At 69.8% G+C, this 21,991-nt stretch carries 23 protein-coding genes; 16 read left to right on the plus strand and 7 right to left on the minus strand.

The window, feature by feature from the left end; all coding sequences use genetic code 11:
- Nucleotides 1–6: 6 nt before the first annotated feature.
- The 14 genes from OG804_RS05690 (at nucleotide 7) to OG804_RS05750 (ending at nucleotide 11,469) form a co-directional block, all read left to right on the plus strand.
- The gene (locus tag OG804_RS05690; protein WP_328394593.1) at nucleotides 7–921 is read left to right on the plus strand and encodes a NifU family protein; all 915 of its coding nucleotides are present in this window, start codon (nucleotides 7–9) and stop codon (nucleotides 919–921) included.
- Entirely contained in the window at nucleotides 918–1,553 is a 636-nt protein-coding gene (locus OG804_RS05695; protein WP_328394595.1) for a DUF5947 family protein, read from the plus strand. The genes OG804_RS05690 and OG804_RS05695 overlap by 4 nt, the downstream gene beginning before the upstream one ends.
- The gene (locus tag OG804_RS05700; RefSeq protein ID WP_328394597.1) at nucleotides 1,550–2,197 is read left to right on the plus strand and encodes a DUF6084 family protein; all 648 of its coding nucleotides are present in this window, start codon (nucleotides 1,550–1,552) and stop codon (nucleotides 2,195–2,197) included. Before OG804_RS05695 ends, OG804_RS05700 begins: the two co-directional genes overlap by 4 nt.
- Complete coding sequence (locus OG804_RS05705) at nucleotides 2,194–3,519, plus strand: hypothetical protein (RefSeq protein WP_328394599.1); 1,326 nt, start codon at nucleotides 2,194–2,196, stop codon at nucleotides 3,517–3,519. Before OG804_RS05700 ends, OG804_RS05705 begins: the two co-directional genes overlap by 4 nt.
- 11 nt (nucleotides 3,520–3,530) lie before the next feature.
- Nucleotides 3,531–3,848, plus strand: a complete 318-nt coding sequence (locus tag OG804_RS05710; protein WP_328394601.1) for a hypothetical protein — start codon at nucleotides 3,531–3,533, stop codon at nucleotides 3,846–3,848.
- A gap of 66 nt (nucleotides 3,849–3,914) precedes the next feature.
- Entirely contained in the window at nucleotides 3,915–4,034 is a 120-nt protein-coding gene (locus tag OG804_RS32305) for a DUF6893 family small protein (RefSeq protein ID WP_442941751.1), read from the plus strand.
- 1 nt (nucleotide 4,035) lies between these two features.
- Nucleotides 4,036–4,512 carry a hydrogenase maturation protease gene (locus OG804_RS05715; RefSeq protein WP_328394603.1) on the plus strand — a complete coding sequence of 159 codons (477 nt, stop codon included), beginning with the start codon at nucleotides 4,036–4,038 and terminating at the stop codon, nucleotides 4,510–4,512.
- 2 nt (nucleotides 4,513–4,514) lie between these two features.
- On the plus strand, nucleotides 4,515–4,757 hold the full coding sequence (locus OG804_RS05720) for a HypC/HybG/HupF family hydrogenase formation chaperone (RefSeq protein WP_328398253.1): 243 nt from the start codon (nucleotides 4,515–4,517) through the stop codon (nucleotides 4,755–4,757).
- Complete coding sequence (hypF, locus tag OG804_RS05725; protein WP_328394605.1) at nucleotides 4,754–7,024, plus strand: carbamoyltransferase HypF; 2,271 nt, start codon at nucleotides 4,754–4,756, stop codon at nucleotides 7,022–7,024. Before OG804_RS05720 ends, hypF begins: the two co-directional genes overlap by 4 nt.
- Nucleotides 7,025–7,045: 21 nt before the next feature.
- Nucleotides 7,046–7,369, plus strand: coding sequence for a HypC/HybG/HupF family hydrogenase formation chaperone (locus tag OG804_RS05730; RefSeq protein ID WP_328394607.1), 324 nt, complete (start codon nucleotides 7,046–7,048; stop codon nucleotides 7,367–7,369).
- Nucleotides 7,366–8,478, plus strand: coding sequence for a hydrogenase formation protein HypD (gene hypD / locus OG804_RS05735; RefSeq protein ID WP_328394609.1), 1,113 nt, complete (start codon nucleotides 7,366–7,368; stop codon nucleotides 8,476–8,478). The genes OG804_RS05730 and hypD overlap by 4 nt, the downstream gene beginning before the upstream one ends.
- Complete coding sequence (gene hypE, locus OG804_RS05740; protein ID WP_328394611.1) at nucleotides 8,471–9,553, plus strand: hydrogenase expression/formation protein HypE; 1,083 nt, start codon at nucleotides 8,471–8,473, stop codon at nucleotides 9,551–9,553. The genes hypD and hypE overlap by 8 nt, the downstream gene beginning before the upstream one ends.
- 48 nt (nucleotides 9,554–9,601) lie before the next feature.
- A complete protein-coding gene (locus OG804_RS05745) occupies nucleotides 9,602–10,708 on the plus strand; it encodes a HoxN/HupN/NixA family nickel/cobalt transporter (protein ID WP_442941752.1) in 1,107 nt (368 codons plus the stop codon).
- 38 nt (nucleotides 10,709–10,746) lie between these two features.
- Nucleotides 10,747–11,469, plus strand: coding sequence for a DUF6390 family protein (locus OG804_RS05750; protein ID WP_328398257.1), 723 nt, complete (start codon nucleotides 10,747–10,749; stop codon nucleotides 11,467–11,469).
- A 69-nt stretch (nucleotides 11,470–11,538) separates the two neighbouring features.
- Here the strand turns inward: OG804_RS05750 and OG804_RS05755 are convergent, their stop codons facing one another.
- A complete protein-coding gene (locus OG804_RS05755; protein WP_328394613.1) occupies nucleotides 11,539–12,897 on the minus strand; it encodes an MFS transporter in 1,359 nt (452 codons plus the stop codon).
- Nucleotides 12,898–13,027: 130 nt separating this feature from the next.
- Between OG804_RS05755 and OG804_RS05760 the strand changes: the two genes are divergently transcribed.
- Both OG804_RS05760 and OG804_RS05765 read left to right on the plus strand, forming a co-directional pair.
- Nucleotides 13,028–13,915 carry a LysR family transcriptional regulator gene (locus tag OG804_RS05760; protein WP_328394615.1) on the plus strand — a complete coding sequence of 296 codons (888 nt, stop codon included), beginning with the start codon at nucleotides 13,028–13,030 and terminating at the stop codon, nucleotides 13,913–13,915.
- Between the two features lie 204 nt (nucleotides 13,916–14,119).
- Nucleotides 14,120–14,446: a histone-like nucleoid-structuring protein Lsr2 gene (locus tag OG804_RS05765; RefSeq protein ID WP_328394617.1), complete on the plus strand. Its 327-nt coding sequence runs from the start codon at nucleotides 14,120–14,122 to the stop codon at nucleotides 14,444–14,446.
- 144 nt (nucleotides 14,447–14,590) lie between these two features.
- On the opposite strand, the gene OG804_RS05770 is transcribed toward OG804_RS05765, so the two are convergent.
- Genes OG804_RS05770 through OG804_RS05795 form a run of 6 tightly spaced genes read right to left on the minus strand, consistent with a single transcriptional unit; the run spans nucleotide 14,591 to nucleotide 21,987 of the window.
- Complete coding sequence (locus tag OG804_RS05770; RefSeq protein WP_328398259.1) at nucleotides 14,591–15,760, minus strand: glycosyltransferase; 1,170 nt, start codon at nucleotides 15,758–15,760, stop codon at nucleotides 14,591–14,593.
- Nucleotides 15,761–15,807: 47 nt separating this feature from the next.
- On the minus strand, nucleotides 15,808–17,136 hold the full coding sequence (locus OG804_RS05775; RefSeq protein ID WP_328398261.1) for a glutamate-1-semialdehyde 2,1-aminomutase: 1,329 nt from the start codon (nucleotides 17,134–17,136) through the stop codon (nucleotides 15,808–15,810).
- A 25-nt stretch (nucleotides 17,137–17,161) separates the two neighbouring features.
- A complete protein-coding gene (locus OG804_RS05780) occupies nucleotides 17,162–17,725 on the minus strand; it encodes a YdcF family protein (RefSeq protein WP_442941753.1) in 564 nt (187 codons plus the stop codon).
- A gap of 1 nt (nucleotide 17,726) precedes the next feature.
- A complete protein-coding gene (locus OG804_RS05785; protein ID WP_328394621.1) occupies nucleotides 17,727–19,103 on the minus strand; it encodes a glycosyl hydrolase family 28-related protein in 1,377 nt (458 codons plus the stop codon).
- Nucleotides 19,100–20,572, minus strand: coding sequence for a hypothetical protein (locus tag OG804_RS05790; RefSeq protein ID WP_328394623.1), 1,473 nt, complete (start codon nucleotides 20,570–20,572; stop codon nucleotides 19,100–19,102). The genes OG804_RS05785 and OG804_RS05790 overlap by 4 nt, the downstream gene beginning before the upstream one ends.
- A complete protein-coding gene (locus OG804_RS05795) occupies nucleotides 20,569–21,987 on the minus strand; it encodes a hypothetical protein (protein WP_328394625.1) in 1,419 nt (472 codons plus the stop codon). The genes OG804_RS05790 and OG804_RS05795 overlap by 4 nt, the downstream gene beginning before the upstream one ends.
- Nucleotides 21,988–21,991: the final 4 nt, after the last annotated feature.

The raw sequence follows: 21,991 nt of genomic DNA on the forward strand, positions 1-21,991 counted from the left end.
GTGACGGTGAACGGTCGCCCGGAACAACAGGACCACGCAAGACCTGACGATCGCCGATGGCGCGAGGCGGGCGATCGGATAGAGACGCTGTTGGAGGCGAGCTCGGCGGGCGGCGCCTTGGCCCGCGAGCGCGCCGAGCAGCTGGTGCGCGAGGTCGTCGAGCTGTACGGCGCGGGGCTGGCCAGGGTGGTCGAGTTGCTCGATACGGGGGCACTCGAACACCTGGTTCGCGACGACCTGCTGGCGAGCCTGCTGCTCGTACACGGGCTGCACCCGCACGACGTGGAGGCCAGGGTAGGGGCGGCGCTGGACAGCGTGCGGCCCTACCTGGGTTCGCACGGCGGGGACGTCGGCCTGGTCGAGATCGTCGACGGCGTGGTGCGTCTGGAATTGGCCGGGAGCTGCCGCAGCTGCCCGTCCTCGTCGGTGACGTTGGAGCTGGCCGTGGAGGACGCGGTGCGCGCGGCGGCACCGGAGATCGAGGCGATCGAAGTCGTCGCCGCGCAGACGGAGTCGGCGGACCTCATCTCCGCCGACTCGCTGTTCTCGCGGGTCCGGCCGAGTGACCACGGGTCCGGCAGTTGGGTGGCGGTCCCCGAACTGGGCGACCTGGCTCCCGGCGAAGTGGGCGGGTTCACCGTCGCCGGGCTCACGGTGCTGGCCTGCCGGGTCGGCGAGCAGCTGTTCGCCTATCGAGATCACTGCCCGGTCTGTGCGCATTCGCTCGCGGGTGCCGCCCTGCACCGTCGGGCCGGATTCCCGGTCGGCGACGCGGTACTGCGCTGCCCGACCTGTCGCGCGCATTTCGACGTCGTAGGGGCCGGCGCGCGTGTCGACGGTGACGGGCACCTCGAACCGCTCCCGGTTCTCGTGCGCTCCGGTGAACTGTCGGTGGCCGTACCGGTGGGGGTGGGCGGTTGAACACACCGTTCCGAGTGCTGCAGCGGATCACCGCCGAGGGCCCGCCCGCGCCGCGGCTGGGCGAACGGTGCGAGATGTGTGCCGAACCGATCGCCGCCGAACACCAGCACGTCGTGAACATCGAAGGCCGGCAGCTGATGTGTGTATGTCGTGGCTGTTATCTGCTGTTCGTGGATCAGCAGGCGGCCCTGCGGTACCGGGCGGTGCCGGATCGGTATCTCGCCTTTCCCGGTTTCACGATCAGCCAGGGAGAGTGGGACGCACTGGAGATACCGGTGGGGCTCGCCTTCTTCTTCCGCAACTCCGCGCTGGGCAGGACCGTGGCGTTCTATCCGGGACCCGCGGGAGCGACCGAATCGGAACTGCCCTTGGCGCAATGGAGCACGATCCTGGAGCGACACCCGGGACTGGACACCCTCAGCGCCGATGTCGAAGCCCTGCTGATCCGGATCCCCGAGCGCGGGACCACGGCCGCGAGTTGTCTCCTGCTGCCGATCGACGCGTGTTACGAATTCGTCGGCCGGATGCGGTTGCTGTGGCGTGGCTTCGACGGCGGCCAGGATGTGCGCCGCTATCTGGACGAGTTCTTCGCCACGGTCTCCGACCGCGCGCGGTCGGTCGGTGCGGTATGAGTCCCGTCCACTCGACGACGTTCGCCGTCCTCGAGATCAAGCCGGAACCGTACGCGGTCGCGCCGATCCTGTCCGCGCGGGTGGGTATCGCCTCGCTCGCGGAGGAGCCTGTGCACGCGATCGCCCTGCGCGCGCAAGTGCGTATCCAGCCGTCTCGCCGCCGCTACTCCGACGAGGAGGGCGCGGGGCTGACCGATCTTTTCGGTGCCCGCGACCGCTGGCGCGATACGCAACGGTCGTTCCTCTGGATGCACTGCGCCACCATGGTTCCCGGGTTCTCCGGAGGTGCCGAGGTGGATCTGCCGATGCCGTGCACCTACGACTTCGAAGTGACCGGATCGAAGTATCTGCACGCGTTACGCGACGGCGCGGCGCCGTTGATCTTCCTGTTCAGCGGCACCGTCTTCATCAAGGGCAGCAGCGGATTCGCAATCCAGCAGATCCCCTGGGACCGGGAGGACTCCTTCGATATGCCCGTTTCGGTATGGCGCGACCTGATGGCCGCGCATTTCCCGAATACCGGCTGGCTGCGCCTGCACCGGGACACTCTCGAGGCCCTGACCGCCTACAAATCCGACCACGGCCTGCTCGGATTCGACGACGCGGTGACCCGGCTCCTGGCTCGTACCGAGGAACTGCCGTGAACGCCGAGCCGCTCGCCCGGGCACGCGCCGTCGCCGACGCGGTGCTCTATGAGGGCTATCTGCTCTATCCCTATCGATCCAATTCGCGCAAGAACCAGGCGCGCTGGCAGTTCGGAGTGCTGGGGCCCGACGGTGCCGCCGCGGCCGGGATCGGCGAGGAGCCGTCCCTATCGGCCCGATTCTTGCTCGATCCGGGCAGGGAGCCGGTGCTGACGTGGACGATCCGCTTCCTCCAGCTCCAGCGGCGGCAGGTGGTGGACGGCGACGGCACGCCGCGCGACGAACTGTCCGTTGGCGGCCGATCGTGGCTGTCCTGGGACGAGGCCGTGGTACGGGAGGTCGTCGTCGGTCCGGTGGGGCCCGGGTCCCTGGTTCACCCACTGACGGTGCCCGGTGGCGCCGATACCGAGGAAATCGCCGACGCTTCGGGGCAGGCGGTCGGGGCGCTGGTGCGGACCCGGCAGTCGCTCGCGGCCGAACTGGAACTCGCGGTGGAGCCCGACGGCCAATTCCTGCGGCTCGCGGTCGAGGTCCGCAATGTGGGCGCGCCCGCGTCCGGCAAGCCGGACGCCATCGCCCGCTCGTTGATCGGCGCGCACGTCATCGTGGAACTCATCGGAGGACAGTTCGTTTCCTCGCTGGAACCGTCACCGGACGCCGCGGCCGCGGTCGAGCGGTGTGCGCAGCATCGGTGCTTCCCCGTGCTGGCAGGCCCGCCCGGCGACCACAGTCTGCTGCTGATCTCGCCGATCATCCTGTACGACCACCCGGAGATCGCGGAACAGAGCGAGGGAGCGCTGTTCGATTCCACCGAGATCGACGAGATCCTCACCCTGCGGGTGATGACCATGACCGATGAGGAGAAGGCGCAGGCGCGCGCGACAGACCCACGTGCGGGCGAGATCATCGACCGCTGTGACGCCATATCGCCGGAAGCGATGCGGCAGCTGCACGGCGCGCTGCGGGAGCCGCGGCCCGCGCGCCCGGGACTGGTTCCCGAGGTTCCCGAGGGGATCGACTGGTGGGACCCGTCGGCCGACGGTGCCGTGCGTCCGGACGCCGACGCGGTGCCGGTGGCGGGTGTGCTGGTGCGCAGAGGCAGCCGGGTCCGCCTGCATCCCTCCCGGCGGGCCGACGCCCAGGATCTGTTCGTCGACGGAAAACCCGCGCGTGTCGTCTCGGTGCACCAGGACGTGGACGGGCAGGCGCACGTCGGTGTCGTACTGGACGACGATCCGGCGGCCGATATGCACGAATGGTTCGGCCGCTACCTCTATTTCGCGCCCGACGAACTGGAGCCGCTCGACAGTGCCGAGAACTGAAAGGAGACATCGTGCAGGACCGAAGCGAAGAACCACAGGAGGCACGCGGCGAGCCGGGCTCGCGCGATACCGGCGCGGATACCCCGGCCGCGGGTCCCACCGACCGCGAAGCGGGCGATCTCGAACACGAAGAGACGACCTCCGCCCACGGCACCGCCGCCGAGCGAGAGGCCGAGTTCACCTCGGAGCCGGCCCCCGGCAGCGAACCGCCGACCCCACCCTACGACGACCGCAAGCCGGCCGCGAACGAACCGGCGGAGACAGCGACCGGCACGGTCGACGACGCGAATGTCGGTGGAGCGACGTCGCCGACCGAAGGGGAGGGATGAGCCGACGGTCATTATCGCCGGTCGCCGGGCTCGGCAACCGGAGGACAACGGAAAGGAAGGCCCGCTATGGCAACCGTGGGAATGATCGCGACCGGTGTCGCCGCGGTGGCGGCGGCGATCGGCGTGTATATCGGCATCCGATCGGTTCCGGACGTGCGCCGGTACCTCAAGATCCGCCACATGTGAGATGCCGGATCGGGTGCTGGTGGCCGGGATCGGCAATATCTTCCTCGGCGACGACGGATTCGGCTCCGAGGTAGTGCGCCGGGTGCGCTACGACAAGGAGCCGCGTGTGCGGGTGGTCGACTACGGCATCCGCGGTACGCACCTGGCCTACGACCTGCTCGACGGATGGGACGCGCTGGTCCTGGTCGACGCGGTGCCCGACCGCGGGACGCCGGGGCGAGTCGAGATCCTGCGCGTCGAACCCGACGCCGACGTCGCCGCCGGACTGGACGCCCACGCGATGGATCCGGCGGCGGTGTTCGCCGCTGTCCGCGCCCTGGGAGGTGCGGTGCCGCCGGCCGTGGTCGTCGGATGCCAGATCGAATCGGTGGACGAGCGGCTCGGTCTGTCCGTCCCGGTCGCCGCCGCCGTGGACGCGGCCGTCGGTGCGGTGCGCCGCGTGGTCGCCGACCTGCTCCGCTCACCTCAGGAGGTGTGACCATGTGCCTCGGCATTCCCGGCCGGGTCGTCGAGATCCCCGACGGCTACCACCGCCAGATCGCCCTGGTGGATGTGTCCGGTGAGAAACGGCGGGTGAACATCGGCCTGCTGGAGGACGATCCGGCCCGTCCCGGCGATTGGGTGATCATCCATATGGGGTTCGTGGTCGAGAAGACCGACGAGGCCGGCGCGGCCGAGGCGATGGCCGGGTTGCGCATGCTCGGCAGCGGTGAGCAGCCGTGACCGCCGGTCGGGCGCGACGCAGGTTCGTGGTGCGCGGTGTGGTGCAGGGCGTCGGGTTCCGTCCGTTCGTCTATACCACTGCGGCCGAGTTGTCGCTGAGCGGCCGGGTGTCCAACGACAGCGGCGGCGTCATCGTCGAAACAGAAGGGGCCCCGGGCGATCTGGACGAGTTCGAGCGGCGCCTGACACTGTCCCCGCCGCCGCTGGCGGTGGTCGAATCGGTCGAGCGGTCCGAACTCCCGGTCCGCGGCGGCACCGGATTCCGGATCGCCGACACCACCGGTGGCGGCGGCCGGACCCTCGCCTCACCCGATATCGCCCTCTGCGCGGCGTGCGCGGCGGAACTGCGCGATCCCGCCGATCGCCGTCACCGTCACCCGTTCGTCAACTGCACCAACTGCGGTCCGCGGTTCACCATCATCGCCGCGCTGCCCTACGACCGGCCGAATACCTCGATGGCCGATTTCCGGATGTGCGATCGGTGCGCGCGCGAATACCACGACCCGGCCGACCGGCGGTTCCACGCCCAGCCCATCGCCTGCCCCGACTGCGGCCCGCGCCTGTTCTACACCGGACCGGGCGGCGGCGAACCGCTGGCCGCGGCCCGCGCACTGGTGCGTTCGGGCGGCATCCTCGCGGTGAAGGGCGTCGGCGGCTACCACCTGGCCTGCGACGCGGCGAACGAGACCGCGGTCGCCGAACTGCGCCGCCGGAAACACCGTGGCGGCAAGCCTTTCGCGGTGATGGCACCGGATCTGGGGGTGGCCCGCGAGATCACCGCTGTCGATACCGCGGCCGCCGCATTGCTGACCGGACCGCAGCGCCCGATCGTCCTGCTTCCGCGCGGAATCCGGCCGATCGCCGAATCCGTCGCGCCCGGCAACCCGGACCTGGGCGTGCTGCTGGCCTACACCCCGCTGCACATCCTGCTGTTCGGACTGCCCGGCGACCCGCCGGGACCGGACATCCTGGTGATGACTTCGGGCAACCGCAGTAGCGAACCGATCTGTTACGACGACGCGGATGCCCGGGAGCGTCTCGCCGAGCTGGCGGACGGATTCCTGTGGCACGACCGCCGCATCCTGGTGCCCTGTGACGATTCGGTGGTGCGATCTGTCGACGGCGTCGAGTCGCCGGTGCGTCGCTCGCGCGGATACGCGCCGCTGCCGCTCGCCCTGCCGATGGCGGTCGCGCCCACGCTCGCGGTGGGGGCCGACCTCAAGAACACCTGCGCGGTCGCGGAGGGACGGTATGCCTGGCTGAGCCAGCACATCGGTGATATGGACGATCTCGCGACACTGCGCGCGTTCGACGCCACCGAACGCCATCTCGAGAACCTGACCGGTGTGCGCCCCACCCAACTCGCCGCGGATTCGCATCCGGGCTATCGATCCACCGAATGGGCCCGCCGCAATGCGGGCGACCGGCCGGTCCGCACCGTCCAGCACCATCACGCCCATATCGCCGCCGTGATGGGTGAGCACGGTCTCGGCCTCACCGACAGTGTGCTGGGAATCGCGTTCGACGGCACGGGATTCGGCCCGGACGGAGCGGTCTGGGGCGGTGAGGTGCTCGCCGCCGGATACAAGGGTTACCGGCGGCTGGCGCATCTGAAATATGTTCCGCTCGCCGGTGGCGACACCAGCGTGCACCGGCCGTATCGGATGGCGCTGGCGCATTTGTGGGCGGCCGATATCGAGTGGTCTCCGACGATCGCCTCGGTCCGTGCCTGTCCGCCCGACGAACGTGCGGTGCTCGGGCACCAGTTCGAGACCGGGCTCGGTTGTGTCCCGACCTCGAGCATGGGCAGGCTGTTCGACGCGGTGGCCTCGCTGGCCGGAGTCCGACACACCGTGGACTACGAGGCGCAGGCGGCGATCGAACTCGAGGGCATTTCCCGCGGCGGCGCGGCCGACGGCACCGAGTACCGGTTCGTGGTCGATTCGGGCGTCGATCCGGCGCTGATCGATGCCGCTCCCGTGATCGCGGCGGTAGTGGCCGATACCGCGAACGGGGTGGCGCCGGCGGTGATCGGCGCCCGTTTCCACGCCGCCCTCGCGCGGCTGGTGCTCGACACGGCCCTGGTCCGTGCCGTGCCGTCCGATACCGTCGCCCTCTCCGGCGGGGTGTTCCAGAACGCGTTGTTGTTGTCCGCCACCCGGCGGCTTCTCGGTGAGCACGGGTTCACCGTGCTCACGCACCACAGATTGCCACCCAACGACGGTGGCCTCGCCTACGGGCAGGTGCTCGCGGCCGCCGCGGGCTGAGCGGAGTAAGGAGCAACGATCATGTGCCTGGCAGTTCCCGGAAAGGTGCTCAGCCTCGAGGAGCGCGACGGCACCCTGATGTCGGTCGTCGACTTCGGTGGCCTGCACAAGGACGTATGTCTGCAGTACATCCCGGATGCGGCGATCGGCGACTACGTCGTCGTCCACGTCGGATTCGCCATCCAGCGCCTGGACGAGGAGTCGGCGCTGCGGACCCTGGCCGAATTCGAACACCTCGGTGTGCTGAACGAGGAGTTCGCGGACGGTTTCGCCGTCGCGGCGGCGCAGGCGGGTGTGGAGAACCCGGACACGGCGCGGCAGCGCGATCCCGAGGAGGAGTCATGAAATATCTCGACGAATTCAGTGATCCACAGTTGGCCAAGCATCTTCTCGACCGGATTCGCGCCACCACCGACCGCCGCTGGGCCATCATGGAAGTGTGTGGCGGGCAGACGCATTCGATCATCCGGCACGGGATCGATCAATTGCTGCCGGACCAGATCGAGATGATCCACGGTCCGGGCTGCCCGGTGTGCGTGACCCCGCTGGAGGTCATCGACAAGGCGCTCGAGATCGCCGCGCGGCCCGGGGTCATCTTCTGCTCGTTCGGCGATATGCTCCGGGTTCCGGGCAGCGAGAAGGATCTGTTCCACGTCAAGAGCGAGGGCGGGGACGTCCGGGTGGTCTATTCGCCACTGGACGCCCTGCAACTGGCCAGAGCCAATCCGGATCGGCAGGTCGTCTTCTTCGGGATCGGCTTCGAGACCACCGCCCCGGCCAACGCGATGACCGTCTACCAGGCCCAGCGGCTCGGCATAGAGAATTTCTCGCTGCTGGTGTCGCATGTGCTGGTGCCACCGGCGATCGCCGCCATCATGGAGTCACCGCTGTGCCGGGTGCAGGCCTTTCTGCTGGCCGGGCACGTATGCACGGTGATGGGCACCCAGGAGTATCCGCCGCTGGCCGAGCAGTACCGGGTGCCGATGGTGGTCACCGGCTTCGAACCGCTGGACATCCTCGAGGGGATCCGCCGCACGGTTGCCCAACTGGAGGCCGGTCGTCACGAGATGGAGAACGCGTACCCGCGGGCGGTATCGGACGCGGGCAATCCGGCCGCCAAGGCCATGCTGGCCGATGTCTTCGAGGTGACCGACCGGGCGTGGCGCGGCATCGGAATGATACCGGGCAGCGGGTGGCGGCTCTCGGAGCGCTACCGCGACTACGACGCCGAATATCGGTTCTCCGTCGGCGAGATGCATGCGGCCGAATCGGCGGTCTGCCGGTCCGGCGAGGTACTGCAGGGGCTGATCAAACCGAACGAGTGCGCCGCGTTCGGCACCCAGTGCACGCCGCGCAACCCGCTGGGCGCCACCATGGTGTCCTCCGAAGGCGCCTGCGCCGCCTACTACCTGTACCGCCGCCTGGACCAGCCCGCGGAGGTGGCCCATGCGTGACGATCTGAGTACACCCTCGGCGGCGACGATCGACGCGGACGGATGGGTGTGCCCGATGCCGCTGCGCGATTCGCCGAATATCGTGATGGGTCACGGTGGCGGCGGCGCCATGTCGGGCGAATTGATCGAGCACCTGTTCCTACCTGCCTTCGGGGCCGCCGCCGACGCGGGAATGGGCGATTCCGCCGTAGTCCGGGTCGGGGCGGCCCGGTTGGCCTTCTCGACCGACTCCTTCGTCGTGAAACCACTGGTGTTCCCGGGCGGTTCGATCGGTGAGCTCGCGGTCAACGGGACCGTCAACGATCTGGCCATGTCCGGTGCGCGTCCGCTGGTGCTGTCCACGGCGTTCATCCTCGAAGAGGGCACCGCCCTGTCCGAGATCGCCCATGTCGCGGCGGCGCTGGGCACGGCGGCCTCCGCGGCCGGTGTCTCACTGGTGACCGGCGACACCAAGGTGGTCGACGCCGGACACGGGGACGGGATATTCATCAACACCGCCGGCATCGGTGTCCTCCCCGACACTGTGGATATTCGTCCCGAGCGCGCGAAGCCCGGCGATGTGGTGCTGGTCAGCGGTGATATCGGTGTGCACGGCATCGCGGTGATGAGCTGCCGGGAAGGTCTGGAATTCGGGACGACGGTGCTCAGCGATACCGCGCCGCTGGGCGGTCTGGTGGCCGCGATGCTGGACACCGGCGCCGATCTGCACGTGCTGCGCGATCCGACCCGCGGCGGGGTGGCCGCCACCCTGAACGAGATCGCCCGCGCCGCCGGTGTCGGCGTCTCGCTGGACGAGACCGCGCTGCCGGTGCCCGGCGCGGTGCGCGATGCCTGCGGGCTGCTCGGCCTGGACCCGATGTACGTCGCCAACGAGGGCAAGCTGGTCGCGTTCGTACCGCCGCAGGACGCCGATCGGGTCCTGGAGGCGATGCACGCGCATCCGCTCGGGGCGCGGGCGGCGGTGATCGGGACCTGTGTCGAGGAGCATCCGGGAATGGTGGTGGCGCGCACCGCGCTCGGCGGAACCCGTGTGGTCGACCTGCCGGCGGGGGAGCAGCTGCCGCGAATCTGTTGACGCGGCGGGCCGTCCGGACTGCCGCCGGTGAGGAAGCGAGGTGCACCGATGGCGCGGTTGTCGGCGGCGGCGATACGGGACGGATGGCGGGATCTGGATCCGGGGCAGCGGCGCAGTGCCACCGGGATGACCCTCGCGATCGTCGCGTTGCATCTCATCGGGTTCGCGACACTGCTGTTCCTCGTGGTGCCCGGCGGCTATCTGGTGGACGGCACGGTGTTCGGCGTCGGCCTCGGGATCACGGCCTACACCTTGGGTATGCGGCACGCCTTCGACGCCGACCATATCGCCGCGATCGACAATACGACCCGCAAACTCGTGGCCGAGAACCAGAAGCCGATCTCGGTGGGGTTCTGGTTCTCGCTCGGGCATTCCACCATCGTCTTCGTCCTGGTCGCCCTGCTGGCGGCCGGGGTGAAGGCCCTCGCGGTCAACCTCGAGGACGACAACTCGCGACTGCAGCAGTGGACCGGTGTCTTCGGCACCGGAGTGTCGGGCACCTTCCTGATCCTGATCGGATTGCTGAATCTGGTGTCACTGATCGGCATCTGGCGGGTGTTCCGCGGTATGCGCGGCGGCCACTACGACGAAGCCGAACTCGAACGCCGACTCGACGATCGCGGTGCGTTGAATCGCGTGTTCGGGCCGCTGATGCGCGCGGTGCGCACACCCCGGCAGATGTATCCGGTCGGGTTGCTGTTCGGGCTGGGCTTCGACACGGTCACCGAAGTGGGCCTGCTGGTGATCGCGGGTGGCGCGGCGGCCACTGATCTGCCCTGGTACGCGATCCTGGTACTGCCCGTGCTCTTTTCAGCGGGTATGTCGCTGTTCGACGCGCTGGACGGGACGTTCATGAACTTCGCCTACGGCTGGGCCTTCGCCGGGCCGATACGCAAGATCTACTACAACTTCGTGGTCACCGGCCTGTCGGTCGCGGTGGCGCTGTTGATCGGGGCGCAGGAGATCATCTCGATCATGACCGAGAAGCTCGACCTCACCTCGGGCCCGCTCGCGTGGATCGGTGCGCTCGATCTCGGCGCGATGGGGTTCATCATCGTCGCCCTGTTCGTCCTCACCTGGGCGCTCGCGGCGGCGATCTGGCGGTTCGGCGAGGTGGAACAGCGGTGGCAGCGCGGATTGCCGGTGGACGGATGAACCCCGGCGCGGACGCCGTAGCGCTACGGGGAACGGAGATGTTCGCCCGGTTCGCCTACGCACCGAACCAGCTCGGTTACTGCGGACCCGCCGACGCGGCCGTGCTGCGCGAGGGGTCCGACGACGAGGTGCGGGCCGTGGCACGTCGCTTCACCGGGGCGTGGCCCTATCTTCAGGTGATGTCGCGGATGAGCGGACTCCCCGACCCGCTCGACCACCGGCTGGTCGAGTCGTACTGGATCGGCGGGGGTATCGGCGCGGGCCTGGACCCGGCGGCATTCGTCACCGAGTTGCTCGCGGTGATCGGCCCGGCCGCGGGCCACTACTGGAAATACCTCGCCGCTGGTTCGCTGGTCGGGGAGGCGGCGGCGAATCACTGCTTCCACGTCTTCGGCATCTACCCGTGGACTCGCCTACTCACCCGTGCCGGGGGCGATCAGCCGCTGCGCGTACTCGACAACTGCCGTATCAGCTGGGGCGCCGTCGTGTCCCGGCAGGACGACGAACTGCTGATCGAAGGCCGTCGGCTGACCTACGACGGCCTCCGGCTGGGTCTGGGAGAAAGCGGGACGCGCCGGGTTCCGGTGTGGACCGACGGTTTCTCCGCCGTTCCGGACGCGGCCCCCGGCCAGGTGGTGGCGCTGCACTGGGACCGGCTGTGCGGGCGGTTGACACCCGCGCAGGCACGGGTGCTCGCCGCGACCACCGGCCGACAGTTGCGGGTCACCAACCGCAGGCTCGCGCACGATGCGAGGCCATGAGGCAGTGCATTACCCGGCGGCGGGGAGGTCGGTCGCCGGGTACCCGCCGGTCAGGTGACCGGTGCTCCCTCATCCCGTCGTGCCGGCGGCGGCGAACAGGGCCGCGGCCGTCGCGCACACACCCGCCGAGATCAGCAACGACCACCCGATGCCGGTGCCGGCCGACATCCCCATGATCGCCACGCCGAGGGTCGCGCCGACCTGCCGGACGGCGTTGAGCATGCCGCCGACCGATCCGGCCGTACCCGCCGGCGCGGCATTCACGATGGCGGCGACCAGAGCGGGAAGTGCGAAGGCGACGCCGAAGCCCGAGAGCAGCAGCCCCGTCGCCAGGATCGGGTAGCCCGCCGCCGCGAAGACCGCCACGCCGAGTACCGCCCCGCCTGCCGCCAGCAGCGACAATCCGGCCAGGATCGGCCGGGCCGGCCCGATACGAGCCACGAGCCTGCCCGCGAACGGCGGGATCACCGCGAACGGAACGGTGAGCGGCAGGAACGCCAGACCGGTGTGCAACGGGCTCAGCTGCCGCTGCTGTTGCAGCAACAACGGCAGTACGAAAAGCGCCCCGCTGAGCGCGAAGTTCACGGCCGCGCCCGCCGACAGCCCGGCGCACACCCGGCGGCTGCGCAGCAGCGCGCGATTCAACACCGGCGCGGTGCTGCGCTGTTCGAGGAGCGCGAACGTCACTGTCGCGAGAACCGCGCCCACCGCCGACAACGCGCAGTGGCGCCACGACTGCGCACCACCGGCGATCAAGGCATCGGTGCACAACGCCAGCACGATGGCGGCGGCCAGTTGAGCGGGCCAGTCGATGCGGCCCTCGCCACGCGGGCAGGTGACCGCCGCTCCCGCGCTCAGCGCCAGCACCAGCACCGCGATCGGCGCGTTCACGACGAAGATCGACCGCCATCCCGCCAGCCCGACCAGGGCGCCACCCGCGATCGGTCCGGCGGCGACGGCCGCCCCGCTGATCGCCGCCCAGCTCGCGATGGCCCGCGCGCGCCGGGCCGGCTCGGGGTACAACTGGGCGATCATCGCCATCGAGGCGGGTACGCACGCGGCCGCCGCCATGCCGAGCGCCACCCGCAGCGCGACCAGCGTCACCAGATCCGGCGCGAAGGCACTGAGCAACGACAACGCTCCGAAACCCGCTGTGCCGTAGCGAAATACCCGATGTGCGCCGTATCGATCGGCAATCGCTCCCGCCGAGAGCAGGAATGCGGCGAATGAGATCGTGTAGCCGGTGGTGACCCACTGCAGGCCCGCGATCGAGGATCCCAGCGAGGCCGCCAGATCCGGTTCGGCGACCGAGAGGACCGTCATGTCCAGCAACACCATGAAATACCCGAGCGAGATTCCGAGCAGCGCACGAGTGCGCCCCGGTATCGACTCGGTGGACGTGGACGTCGGTGACGGCAGAGTGCTCATCAGCGGTGACTGCTCCTGAATAGTTCGGGTACGACCCGGTCCACTCTGCGGTGGGCGGGGAAAACGCTCCACCGGCTGGTTCGAACACGTCATTCGGAATTTCCGAACGCCGCGCGTCGTTGGTCAGCGCATGGAACTACGCCAGCTGCGCACCTTCGAGGCGGTGGTACGCCATCGCACCGTCACCGAGGCCGCTGTCGCGCTCGACCTCGCCCCTTCGTCGGTGTCGCAGCAGATACGCACACTCGAGGGTTCCCTCGGTGTATCGCTGTTCGTCCGCGAGGCCACGGGTATGCGCCTCACGCCGGCGGGCGAACGCCTCACCGCCTGGGCTCGGCAACTACTCGAACAGGCCGAGCAGGCGCGGCGAGAGGTCCGCGACGAGCGGCCGAGGTTCCGCCTCGGCGCGCTGGAGACGCTGGCGGGGTTCTATGTGCCGCGGGTCCTGACCCGATTGGCGCAACGCCGCCCCGATATCGAGATCGACGTCCGCGCCGATCGCGCACGTGATGGATTGCTGAGCGCGGTGACCGAGGGGGCCCTCGACGCGGTGCTGCTGCTGGATTCCGGAAACAGGCTGGGCGAACTCGGTTTTCCCGCGCCCGCCGAGCCGCTGTCCTTTCTCGACCTCGACGCCGTGCCGCTGGCCCTGGTCGCTGCCCCGACGCACTCGCTGGCGGACCGGACCTCGCTGACTCCGCCAGATCTCGCCGGTCAACGGCTCCTGGTCAATGTGCCCGAATGCTCGTTCTGGATGGCCGGTGCGGCCGTTCTCGGTCCGGGCCCCACCCGGGTGAGGTCCGGTGGGGTTCCCGTCATGCGTGCCTGGGCCGAACACGGGCTCGGTATCTCGTTGCTGCCGGAGATCGCTGTTGCCGACAGCGTCGAACGCGGCACGCTCGTCCGGCTCGACTTTCCGGCCCCCGCGCTCTCCCTGCGGCTGGTGTGGCGTACGGACCGGGAATCCCTGCCCGGACTGCGTGACATCCTGTACGCCGCCGCGCACCCGCTCCCGTAGCGGCGCCGCGCCGGTGCCACGCCGTCCGGTCCGGACTACGGGACTCGGCTGCCGGATTTCGGGGCGAACGCCGGATTCGGTTGTTCGAGTTGCGCTTTCTCATCGGTTTCTCAGCGTTTCCTGTGGGTCGCCTGCGGTGTGGGCTACTAAGGTTCCCGGGGCGCCGGGATGGCCGGCGGGTGTGGTGAGTGGAGGGATCAGGGCGTGGCGCGCAAACTTGTTGTCACTGTGGTCGATGACCTGGACGGTGAATCCGTTGCGGCGGAAACGGTGTCGTTCGGTATCGACGGGTTGATGTACGAGATCGACCTGTCCGAGGCGAACGCGCGGGAGCTACGCGCGGTCCTGAGCAAGTGGACACCGTTCGCGCGCAAGGTCGGTCGGCTGCGCCGGGCGCGGCGGGAGATCGTGGCGCAGACGGTCTCGGCGAAGGTGGTACGGGAGTGGGCTCGCGGCAACGGGTTCGAGGTTCCCGATCGCGGCCGTATTCCGTCGGCCGTACGGGATTCGTATCAGCGTGCGATGAGCTGAGCGAGTCGGGCGGGGTGCTCGGGTTTCGGGACGGGGGGACCGGCCGCCGAGCACCACTTGCCGATACGGCGATATGCGCATTGATTGATCAAAGCCCGAGGTCCGGGTCGCGCAGGGGTAGGTCGGCGACGCCGTCCGGGTTCCTCAGATGACAGGCAGGTCCGGGTTCGGAGTCACCAGGACCCGGGCTACGACTTCGGCCATGCGGGACCGGAACGCCTCCGGGCCGAAAGATTCCGCATGGCAGCGGATCCGGGCCGGGTCGAGGTCGGTGGCCGCCCGCTCGCGGAGCGCCGCGGCGAATCCGTCGATGACCACGTCGTCGGGACCGAACGGGACATGGGCGCCGCTGAGCCCCGGCAGTACCGTATCCACCGCGCCGCCTTCGCCCACCGCGACCACCGGTGCGCCGCATGCCATCGCCTCCACCGGCACGATGCCGAAATCCTCGACGCCGGGCATCAGCAGAGCGCGGCAACGCCGATACATATCGACCAGAACCGCATCGGGCACGGCGCCCAGGAAAGTGGTTTCGGGGCCCGCGATCGCCTCGAGCCGCCGCCGGTAGCGACCGTCGCCGACCACCACCAGGCGGCAACCGGCCCGCTGGGCGGCGCGGATGGCGAGGTCGGGGCGTTTGTACGGGACGAGACGGCCGGCGAAGAGCAGAAAATCCTCGCGTGGCACCGCCGGATCGGGCGCGAAGCGATCGAGACGCACCGGCGGATGCACTACGTCCGACGGTAGACCCCACCAGTCCCGGACCCGGTCGGCGACCGCACGGGAATTCGCGACCACCGCGGTGAGATGGGGGGCGGCGGCGGTCTCGCCGCGCCGTGCGAGCGCCCCGAGGGCTGCCAGGGCGACGCGTCCGGCGGGGCTGTTCGACTCCTGGGCCCGGAAGGCGGGTTCCCAGGCCCAGCGCGCCGGACTGTGCACATAGGCGATCACGGGGGCGTCGGTGGCGAACACCGCCTGGGTGGCGAACGCGTGATGGCTGACCACCACCGCGTCGAACCGGTCGCGCAAGGGGAGGCGCCGCAGCGCGCGGGGGACCAGCGGGAGCAGCGGGGCATGGGAGCGCCGGCCGGTGGCGGCGTGCGCGCGGGAGAGCCAGGTGCTGGTGACGGTGTCCCAGGGCGGATGCGCGATGGCCGGCGCGGCGGCGGGATCGACCAGCGGCGCGAACACCGGGGCCTGCGGCCAGGTACGGGCCAACTCGCCGACCACGGCCTCCGATCCGCCGTACTCGGTGAATCGTTCGTGCACGATCGCCAGGCGGGTACCACGCGAGCCGGCCGGCTCCACCCCCATATGTTCGAGCGACCGCACCGAGCTGTCCGTCGGTCGACTGCGCCACCTCATCCCACGACCTCCGCGAGGCGGCGCGGCGCGGCGTGGGCCCGCAGCGCGGGAGCTACGGGGCGGCCCTCCAACAGGCCGGCCACCGTGCCCTGTTCGAGGGCGCGCTGGTAGACAGCGGCGGCGCCGCGGCAGGCTTCGACGGTTTCGTCGATATCAGGGTCGGTGTGGGCGGCGGAGGTGACGAAGGACTGACCGAGTACACCGCGGCGCAGCAGTTCCTGGAGGAACAATGTGCGGTACTCCTGGGAGGGCATTCCATCCGGATCGAGGGTCTGGAACACCAGGCACGAGGGACGACCGGCGATCCGCAGCCGGTCGCCGATCCCGAACTCGGCGGTGACCTCCTCGACTCCGGCGCGCAGCCGCCGACCGGCACGCTCCATCCGGGCGATCGGATCGGTCGTGGCATAGGCGCGCACCACCGCCCGGAACGCCGCCAGCGAGCCGGTCTCCGGACCGTGGGTCGTCGACAACAGGAACACTCGCTCGGCGGCGGTGCGCAATCCGCCCCGTTCGAGGTATTCGCGCCGCCCGGCCAGGGCGGTGATCGGGAAGCCGTTGCCCATGGCCTTCCCCCAGCACGACAGATCCGGAACTACGTCGTAGACCTGCTGCGCGCCGCCGGCCGCCCACCGGAATCCGGTGATCATCTCGTCGAACACCAGCAGCGTCGCGTACCGGTCGCACAGTTCCCGGACTCCGGCCAGATAGCCGGGCGGGGGTTCGTGCAGCGCGGTCGCGGCCTCCATGATCACGCACGCGACCTCGTGGCCGGCCAGCACCTGTTCCAGTGCGGGCAGATCTCCGTACGGAAAGGACACGGTCGGCTGGCCGGGGATACCCGCCGACATCGCCGTCGTGCCGATGAACCAGTCGTCGACGGAGAAGAACGGCTGCGCGCAGGCGGCGACGGTGACCCGGCCTGTCACGGCCCGCGACAACCGCACCGCGGCGGTGGTGGCATCGGAGCCGTTCTTGGCGAACTTGACCATCTCCGCGCCCGGCACCATGGACAGGAAATCCTCGGCCGCAGCCAGTTCCAGCACCGTGGGGCGGGAGAAGTTCACGCCGTCGGCGATCGCCGCGGTCACCGCGTCGACGACGGGGCGGTAGCCGTGCCCGAGCGTCACCGACCGCAGACCCATGCCGTATTCGACGAATTCGTTGCCGTCGCAATCGGTGACGCGGCAGCCGTGACCGCGCACCAGCACCGGCGCCATACCCTCCGGATACTGGTCCGCGCCGCGGGCATAGGTGTGCGCGCCGCCCGGCACCAGTTCGTGCAGGCGCGCCTGGGCGTCGGCGCTGCGCCGGAATTCGGTGATCACACTCGCTCCTGTGTCTCGCGGCTCAACAGCCGGATTCGGTGAAGGCCTTCAGGTATCCGGCGCTCTGCCGGACGTACATCCACGTTCGGAACAATGCGTCGGTGCGGCCGGGACTGGCGACCATGGTGAGTTCGCCGTCGAAGCAGCGGCCGACGATATAGCGGGCACGGGAGATGTGCGGGGTGAAGGTGACGACGATGATGTGGCGCCATCCCTCGGCGTCGGCGCGCCGACGGATCTCCTGCGCCTCGCCGCGCGTGGTCCACGGCCGCGGTTCGAAACACGACACCCGGAAGGGTTGCGCGGTGCGGCAGTAGCGGTCCATGTGCGGGTCGTCGAGGCCGGTGGAGGCCGAGATCAGCAGCTCCGGCGCCCACTTCTCGCGGGCGAGTTCCAAGCCGAGATCGAAACGTTCGTACGGGGTGCCGCCGAGCACCACGATGGCGTCGGCGCGGCGCAGCGGGTCGAGCTGCGGGTCGACGAACACGGGCCGTCCGGCGACGGCGGCCAGGGCTACCATGATCAGTCCCGCCGCCGCTACCCGCCACCCGCCGGGCCGCCGTGAACGAGGTGTGTGTCCGGTCATCTCAGCGGACCGGCCGGTCCCGGCCCAGCGGTGCGGTACGCAAGGCGCCGTCGGGGGCGACCACGAGCCGCCAGTACCCGCCCTCCGGATCCTTGAGCACCACACCGGCGTCGGCGCGATCGGACAGCCACGCCCCGCTGGCCAGCACCGAGGCCAGGCCGGTGCCGTCGGGGGCGGTGGCGCGCAGGATCTCGTCGGCGCCGCTGCCGTGGGCCGTCACCGTCCCGGTGAAGGTCGGCCGAAGCATATGACCGCGACCGAGGACCTGCCAGTTCTGCGGGAACACCGGTGCGCCGATCTCGTCGCCCGCGCTGGAGATCAGGCCGACGGCAACGCCCTCCGGGCAGCCGGCCTCGTCGATCCGCAGTTCGACCGGGCGGCTGTCGGGGTCGGCGTCGAACGCGATATTCGCCAGATACGGTTGCCGGCAATAGATCAGATCGATATCGCACGACCTGGCGGCGACCTTGCAGTTCACCATCCCGAACTGCGAGGGTCCGCCCCGGCCTGCCGTGCCGACCTGCACCGCGACCTCGGCGCCCTCGAACCACACGTTGGTGAGCCACCAGTTGTTGGCCGCGCCGTCGATGAGCAGATGCCGGTCGGTGGTCGCCGGATCGGCGTCGGAGACGAACTCGACATTGGTGAGCGACAACCCGGCGTTGTGGTCGTTGCCGGTGCCGAGTACGCCGACGCGGTTGCCGGCGAACTTCGAGGAGGTGACGTAGTTCTGGATGCAGGAGGTCGTCAGGCCGACACCGAAATTGTTGATATCGCAGTCGATGAAGGAAGTTCCACCGGTATTGGCTTCCAGCACCACACCCTTCTGCGCGGCGTACCTGGGGTGATTGTCGCCGAGGTGATTGCCACGGATGAGAACGGTGTCGAAACTGCAGCGGAAGCATTCCGCGAGCCGCACCGCCGTAGCCTTCGACCCGGTGAGGTAGAAACCCATGCGCGCGAACCGGATGCGCTGTTTGCCCGCCAGATCGACCAGGGTGGTGTCCTGATCACAGAACACCGTGGTGACATCGGCGCCGTCACCGTAGACCACCGAGTGGTCGGGTAGATCGGGCCAGGCGGTGACGCGGTAGTCGCCCGCCGGCAGGTACAGCACCGGTGGTGTGCCGTCGGTGCGGCACGCGGCGGCCAGTGCCTCCGTATCGTCGGCTTCGCCGTCGCCCACGGCGCCGAACGCGCGGACGTCACGGATGGTCGGTGACGCCGTTCCGGTGGATATGACGACAGGTGCGGGCTCCCGGCCCGACGCCGCCACGGCGACCGCGCCGATCCCCGCGGCGCCCAGCCCGGCGGCGAGCAGATCGCGGCGCTGGACACCGCGCCGCCCACCGGTTTCCGCGGAACGCTTATCGCTCACGAGCGCCGCCACCAGGTCCGGCGGGGAGTGACCGCCACGATACCGGCCGGGGTGACGCCGGTACCGGTGAGCGCGTCGATCGCGGACTCGATCCGGTCGCGGCGTTCGGCGCCCAGCCGGACCCCGCCCACGACACCGACGGACTCGCCGGTAACAGCGGGCGCGTCGGCGGGCGCGATGTCCACGACGATTCGATCGAAGCGTTTCGCGACGTCGGCGAGCAGGGTGCCGAAACGGGCCGACGCCAGCAGATCCGGAGTGTGCTCATCGGCCTTGCCCAGCGCCAGCACCACGACAGATCTGTCCGGCCACGGGATGAACGCCTCGTCGAGCTGGACGGTCTCGCGCAGGACCGCGGCCAGACCCTCGGCCGCCCGCGCGCCGGTAGTCGTCGGGAAGGCGGCGGCCGGCGCGGGCAGCTCATCGAGCGCGGTACCGGCCTTGGCACGGAGATCCAGCTTGATCGTCGGCGGGTCGAAGACCTCGCCGCGGATGGCGGCCGAGGTGCGCCCGGACGCGGCGGTGACCAGTTCCCGGCGTGGATCGCCGCCGTCCCGGACCGGCCATTCACCGTTGCCCGACGGCGACTGGAGCAGGGAATCGGGAACCAGACCGGAGACGCCGGTACCGAGGGTGTTCGCGTCGATCACCAGTACCCGGGCGCCCGTGGCGCCGAGGACTGTGGCCAGGCCGAGCGTCAGCGCGGGTTCGGTGCGGGCGCCGAACCCGGTGACCACGAGCTGCTTCGACTCGGGCAGCCGTGCCCGCACCGACCGCAACGCCGCCAGTTCCCCGTCGGCGCCGAGCGGGACCGTACCGAGAACGGGCTGGCCGAGGGCTTCGAGCTCCGCGATATCGCGCACTCGTTTGTTCAGTCGATCCAGCAGGTAGGACACGCCCGCGCCGAGCAGGAGCCCGGCCAGCGCACCGACCGCCAGCAGCCGGGAGCCACCGGGACCGCTCGCCGCCTCCGGCGCCTGCGCGGCGTCGACGACCGAGACGCGTGCCGCCGGGGCGGCGGTGACCTCGATCGTCTCCAATTCGTCCACCAGCGACCGGAACTGGGCCACCACCTGGTCGGCGAGTATACGGCTGGTCTCCGGATCCTCATCGGTTACCGATACCCGCAGCAATGAGGTCGCGGGCGGGGTGTCGGCGAGGACTTTGCCGCGGAGTTCGTCGCGGTCCAGGTCGAGACCGAGCTGGCCGATGACCCGGTCCAGGACATGATCGCTGGTGACCAGTTCGAGGTAGGACCGCACCCGCTGCTGGGCGGCCAGACCGCCCTGATAGGAGTCGGCCACGGAGGTGCCGGTCGCCATCGACACGTACAGGGTGCTGGTGGCGGTATAGGTTTTGGGCGTCGATTCGGCCTGGAACGCCGCCAGGCCCAGTCCGAGCACCAGACCCGCCAGCAACACCGCCCAGTAGCGGCGCAACAGGCGCAGGTAATCGGGCAGTTCCATCATTGTCTTCCTTCACTTCCCACGCTCGCGCCGACCGGTGCCGCGGCCGGCCCGATCGGCGATTCTCGATCATGTTCCCCGCGCTGCCGCCCGGGCGGGGAGTGCGTACGCCGCCACTGGCCCACGAGGAGCCGCACCAGCCAGGCCAGCACCACGACCTGTAGATATTTGCCGAGGGTTTCGGCGCTGCCGAGCATGCCGCGTTCGAACACCACCGGCACCTCGATCAACGCGATGCCGAACAGCACCGGCACCAGATGCCGCGCGTACAGCGACCGCGACCACCCCACCAGGACCACCGCGGTGAACGCGACGCCGACGACCACCCCCGGCAATCCGCCGATCACGTACCCCTCGCTGATATTGCCTTCGGCCAGCGATACCGACACCTGACTCATATCGACCGAGGCGCCGCGCACCTCGGCCGCCCACGCTGTTCCGGCGTGCAGCTTCTCGTCCGCCAGCAACTGGGCCGGCACCATGCTGCGCGCCAGATGCCCCACCACTTCCCCGGGACTCAACCAGTAGTTCGGCCCCACGTAGTAGGCGTCGGTCGCGGCCTCGAGCAGGTCGAAACGGCGCAGCAGGCTCAGGAACGGGCGTACCGCGTCGGGGTAGGCGCCGTCCACCGCGGCCGCCTCCGCGCGCAGTTGCGGCGAGGTCTTCAGCGATTGCAGCCAGTCGAATCCGGCGATCCCGGTGACCGACACCGCCCCGATGCCCAGCACTTTCGCCCGCGTCCAGCCGGTGAGCGCGAACCGCACGGCGACCGCCAACGCGGCCCCCAGGACCGGTGTCTTCGACTCGGTGGCCATGGTCCACCACAATTCGCCGGCCATCAACACACCCAGCAGCAGGATCGTGCCGGATTGCCGCGACGGACGGGCGAATACGATCAACCCGACCGCACCCATGGTGCCCGGCATGGTGAGCAGGCTCAATACCGGCGAGGCGCTCTGCACGTCACCGGCCTGGCCGGCGGCGCCGGTGGCCACGCTGAGCAGCCGCGCGGCGGTCCCGAGGGCGTACAGGACCCACAGGGTGCCGACCAGGTCCGGGTCGCCGGCCAGCGGCACCGGCCCGGGTCGCGGCCGACGGCGGTCCCAGAGGACGTAGGCGAGGACGATGAGCGCGTACACCGTGAGGCCGAAGGCCACCGGCCGCAGCGCCGCCTCGATGCCCACGTCGTAGCCGATCTCGGCCAGCCGCGGGTCGGCGACATTGTCGCCGAAACGGGGTTCGGGTTGCACGGTCAGCAGTACGACCGGCCGTGCGACATACGACATCGCCCAGTACAACGCCTGGGCGATGAGCAGTACCCGGAGCACGCCGCGGGTGAGCAGGGCGGCGCACACCATGGTCGCCAGCGCGGCGACGACCACCACCAGCGGCGTATTCGCGGTCAGCTCGTTCAGCACCGGA

This window comes from Nocardia sp. NBC_00416 (assembly GCF_036032445.1).
Lineage (GTDB): Bacteria > Actinomycetota > Actinomycetes > Mycobacteriales > Mycobacteriaceae > Nocardia.

Coding starts and splice junctions, on each gene's coding strand:
- OG804_RS05700 (WP_328394597.1), top strand. CDS start 1,550: ATGAGTCCCGTCCACTCGACGACGTTCGCCGTCCTCGAGATCAAGCCG.
- OG804_RS32305 (WP_442941751.1), top strand. CDS start 3,915: ATGGCAACCGTGGGAATGATCGCGACCGGTGTCGCCGCGGTGGCGGCG.
- OG804_RS05715 (WP_328394603.1), top strand. CDS start 4,036: ATGCCGGATCGGGTGCTGGTGGCCGGGATCGGCAATATCTTCCTCGGC.
- OG804_RS05720 (WP_328398253.1), top strand. CDS start 4,515: ATGTGCCTCGGCATTCCCGGCCGGGTCGTCGAGATCCCCGACGGCTAC.
- OG804_RS05730 (WP_328394607.1), top strand. CDS start 7,046: ATGTGCCTGGCAGTTCCCGGAAAGGTGCTCAGCCTCGAGGAGCGCGAC.
- hypD (WP_328394609.1), top strand. CDS start 7,366: ATGAAATATCTCGACGAATTCAGTGATCCACAGTTGGCCAAGCATCTT.
- hypE (WP_328394611.1), top strand. CDS start 8,471: ATGCGTGACGATCTGAGTACACCCTCGGCGGCGACGATCGACGCGGAC.
- OG804_RS05745 (WP_442941752.1), top strand. CDS start 9,602: ATGGCGCGGTTGTCGGCGGCGGCGATACGGGACGGATGGCGGGATCTG.
- OG804_RS05750 (WP_328398257.1), top strand. CDS start 10,747: ATGTTCGCCCGGTTCGCCTACGCACCGAACCAGCTCGGTTACTGCGGA.
- OG804_RS05755 (WP_328394613.1), bottom strand. CDS start 12,897: ATGAGCACTCTGCCGTCACCGACGTCCACGTCCACCGAGTCGATACCG.
- OG804_RS05760 (WP_328394615.1), top strand. CDS start 13,028: ATGGAACTACGCCAGCTGCGCACCTTCGAGGCGGTGGTACGCCATCGC.
- OG804_RS05770 (WP_328398259.1), bottom strand. CDS start 15,760: ATGGGGGTGGAGCCGGCCGGCTCGCGTGGTACCCGCCTGGCGATCGTG.
- OG804_RS05780 (WP_442941753.1), bottom strand. CDS start 17,725: ATGACCGGACACACACCTCGTTCACGGCGGCCCGGCGGGTGGCGGGTA.
- OG804_RS05790 (WP_328394623.1), bottom strand. CDS start 20,572: ATGATGGAACTGCCCGATTACCTGCGCCTGTTGCGCCGCTACTGGGCG.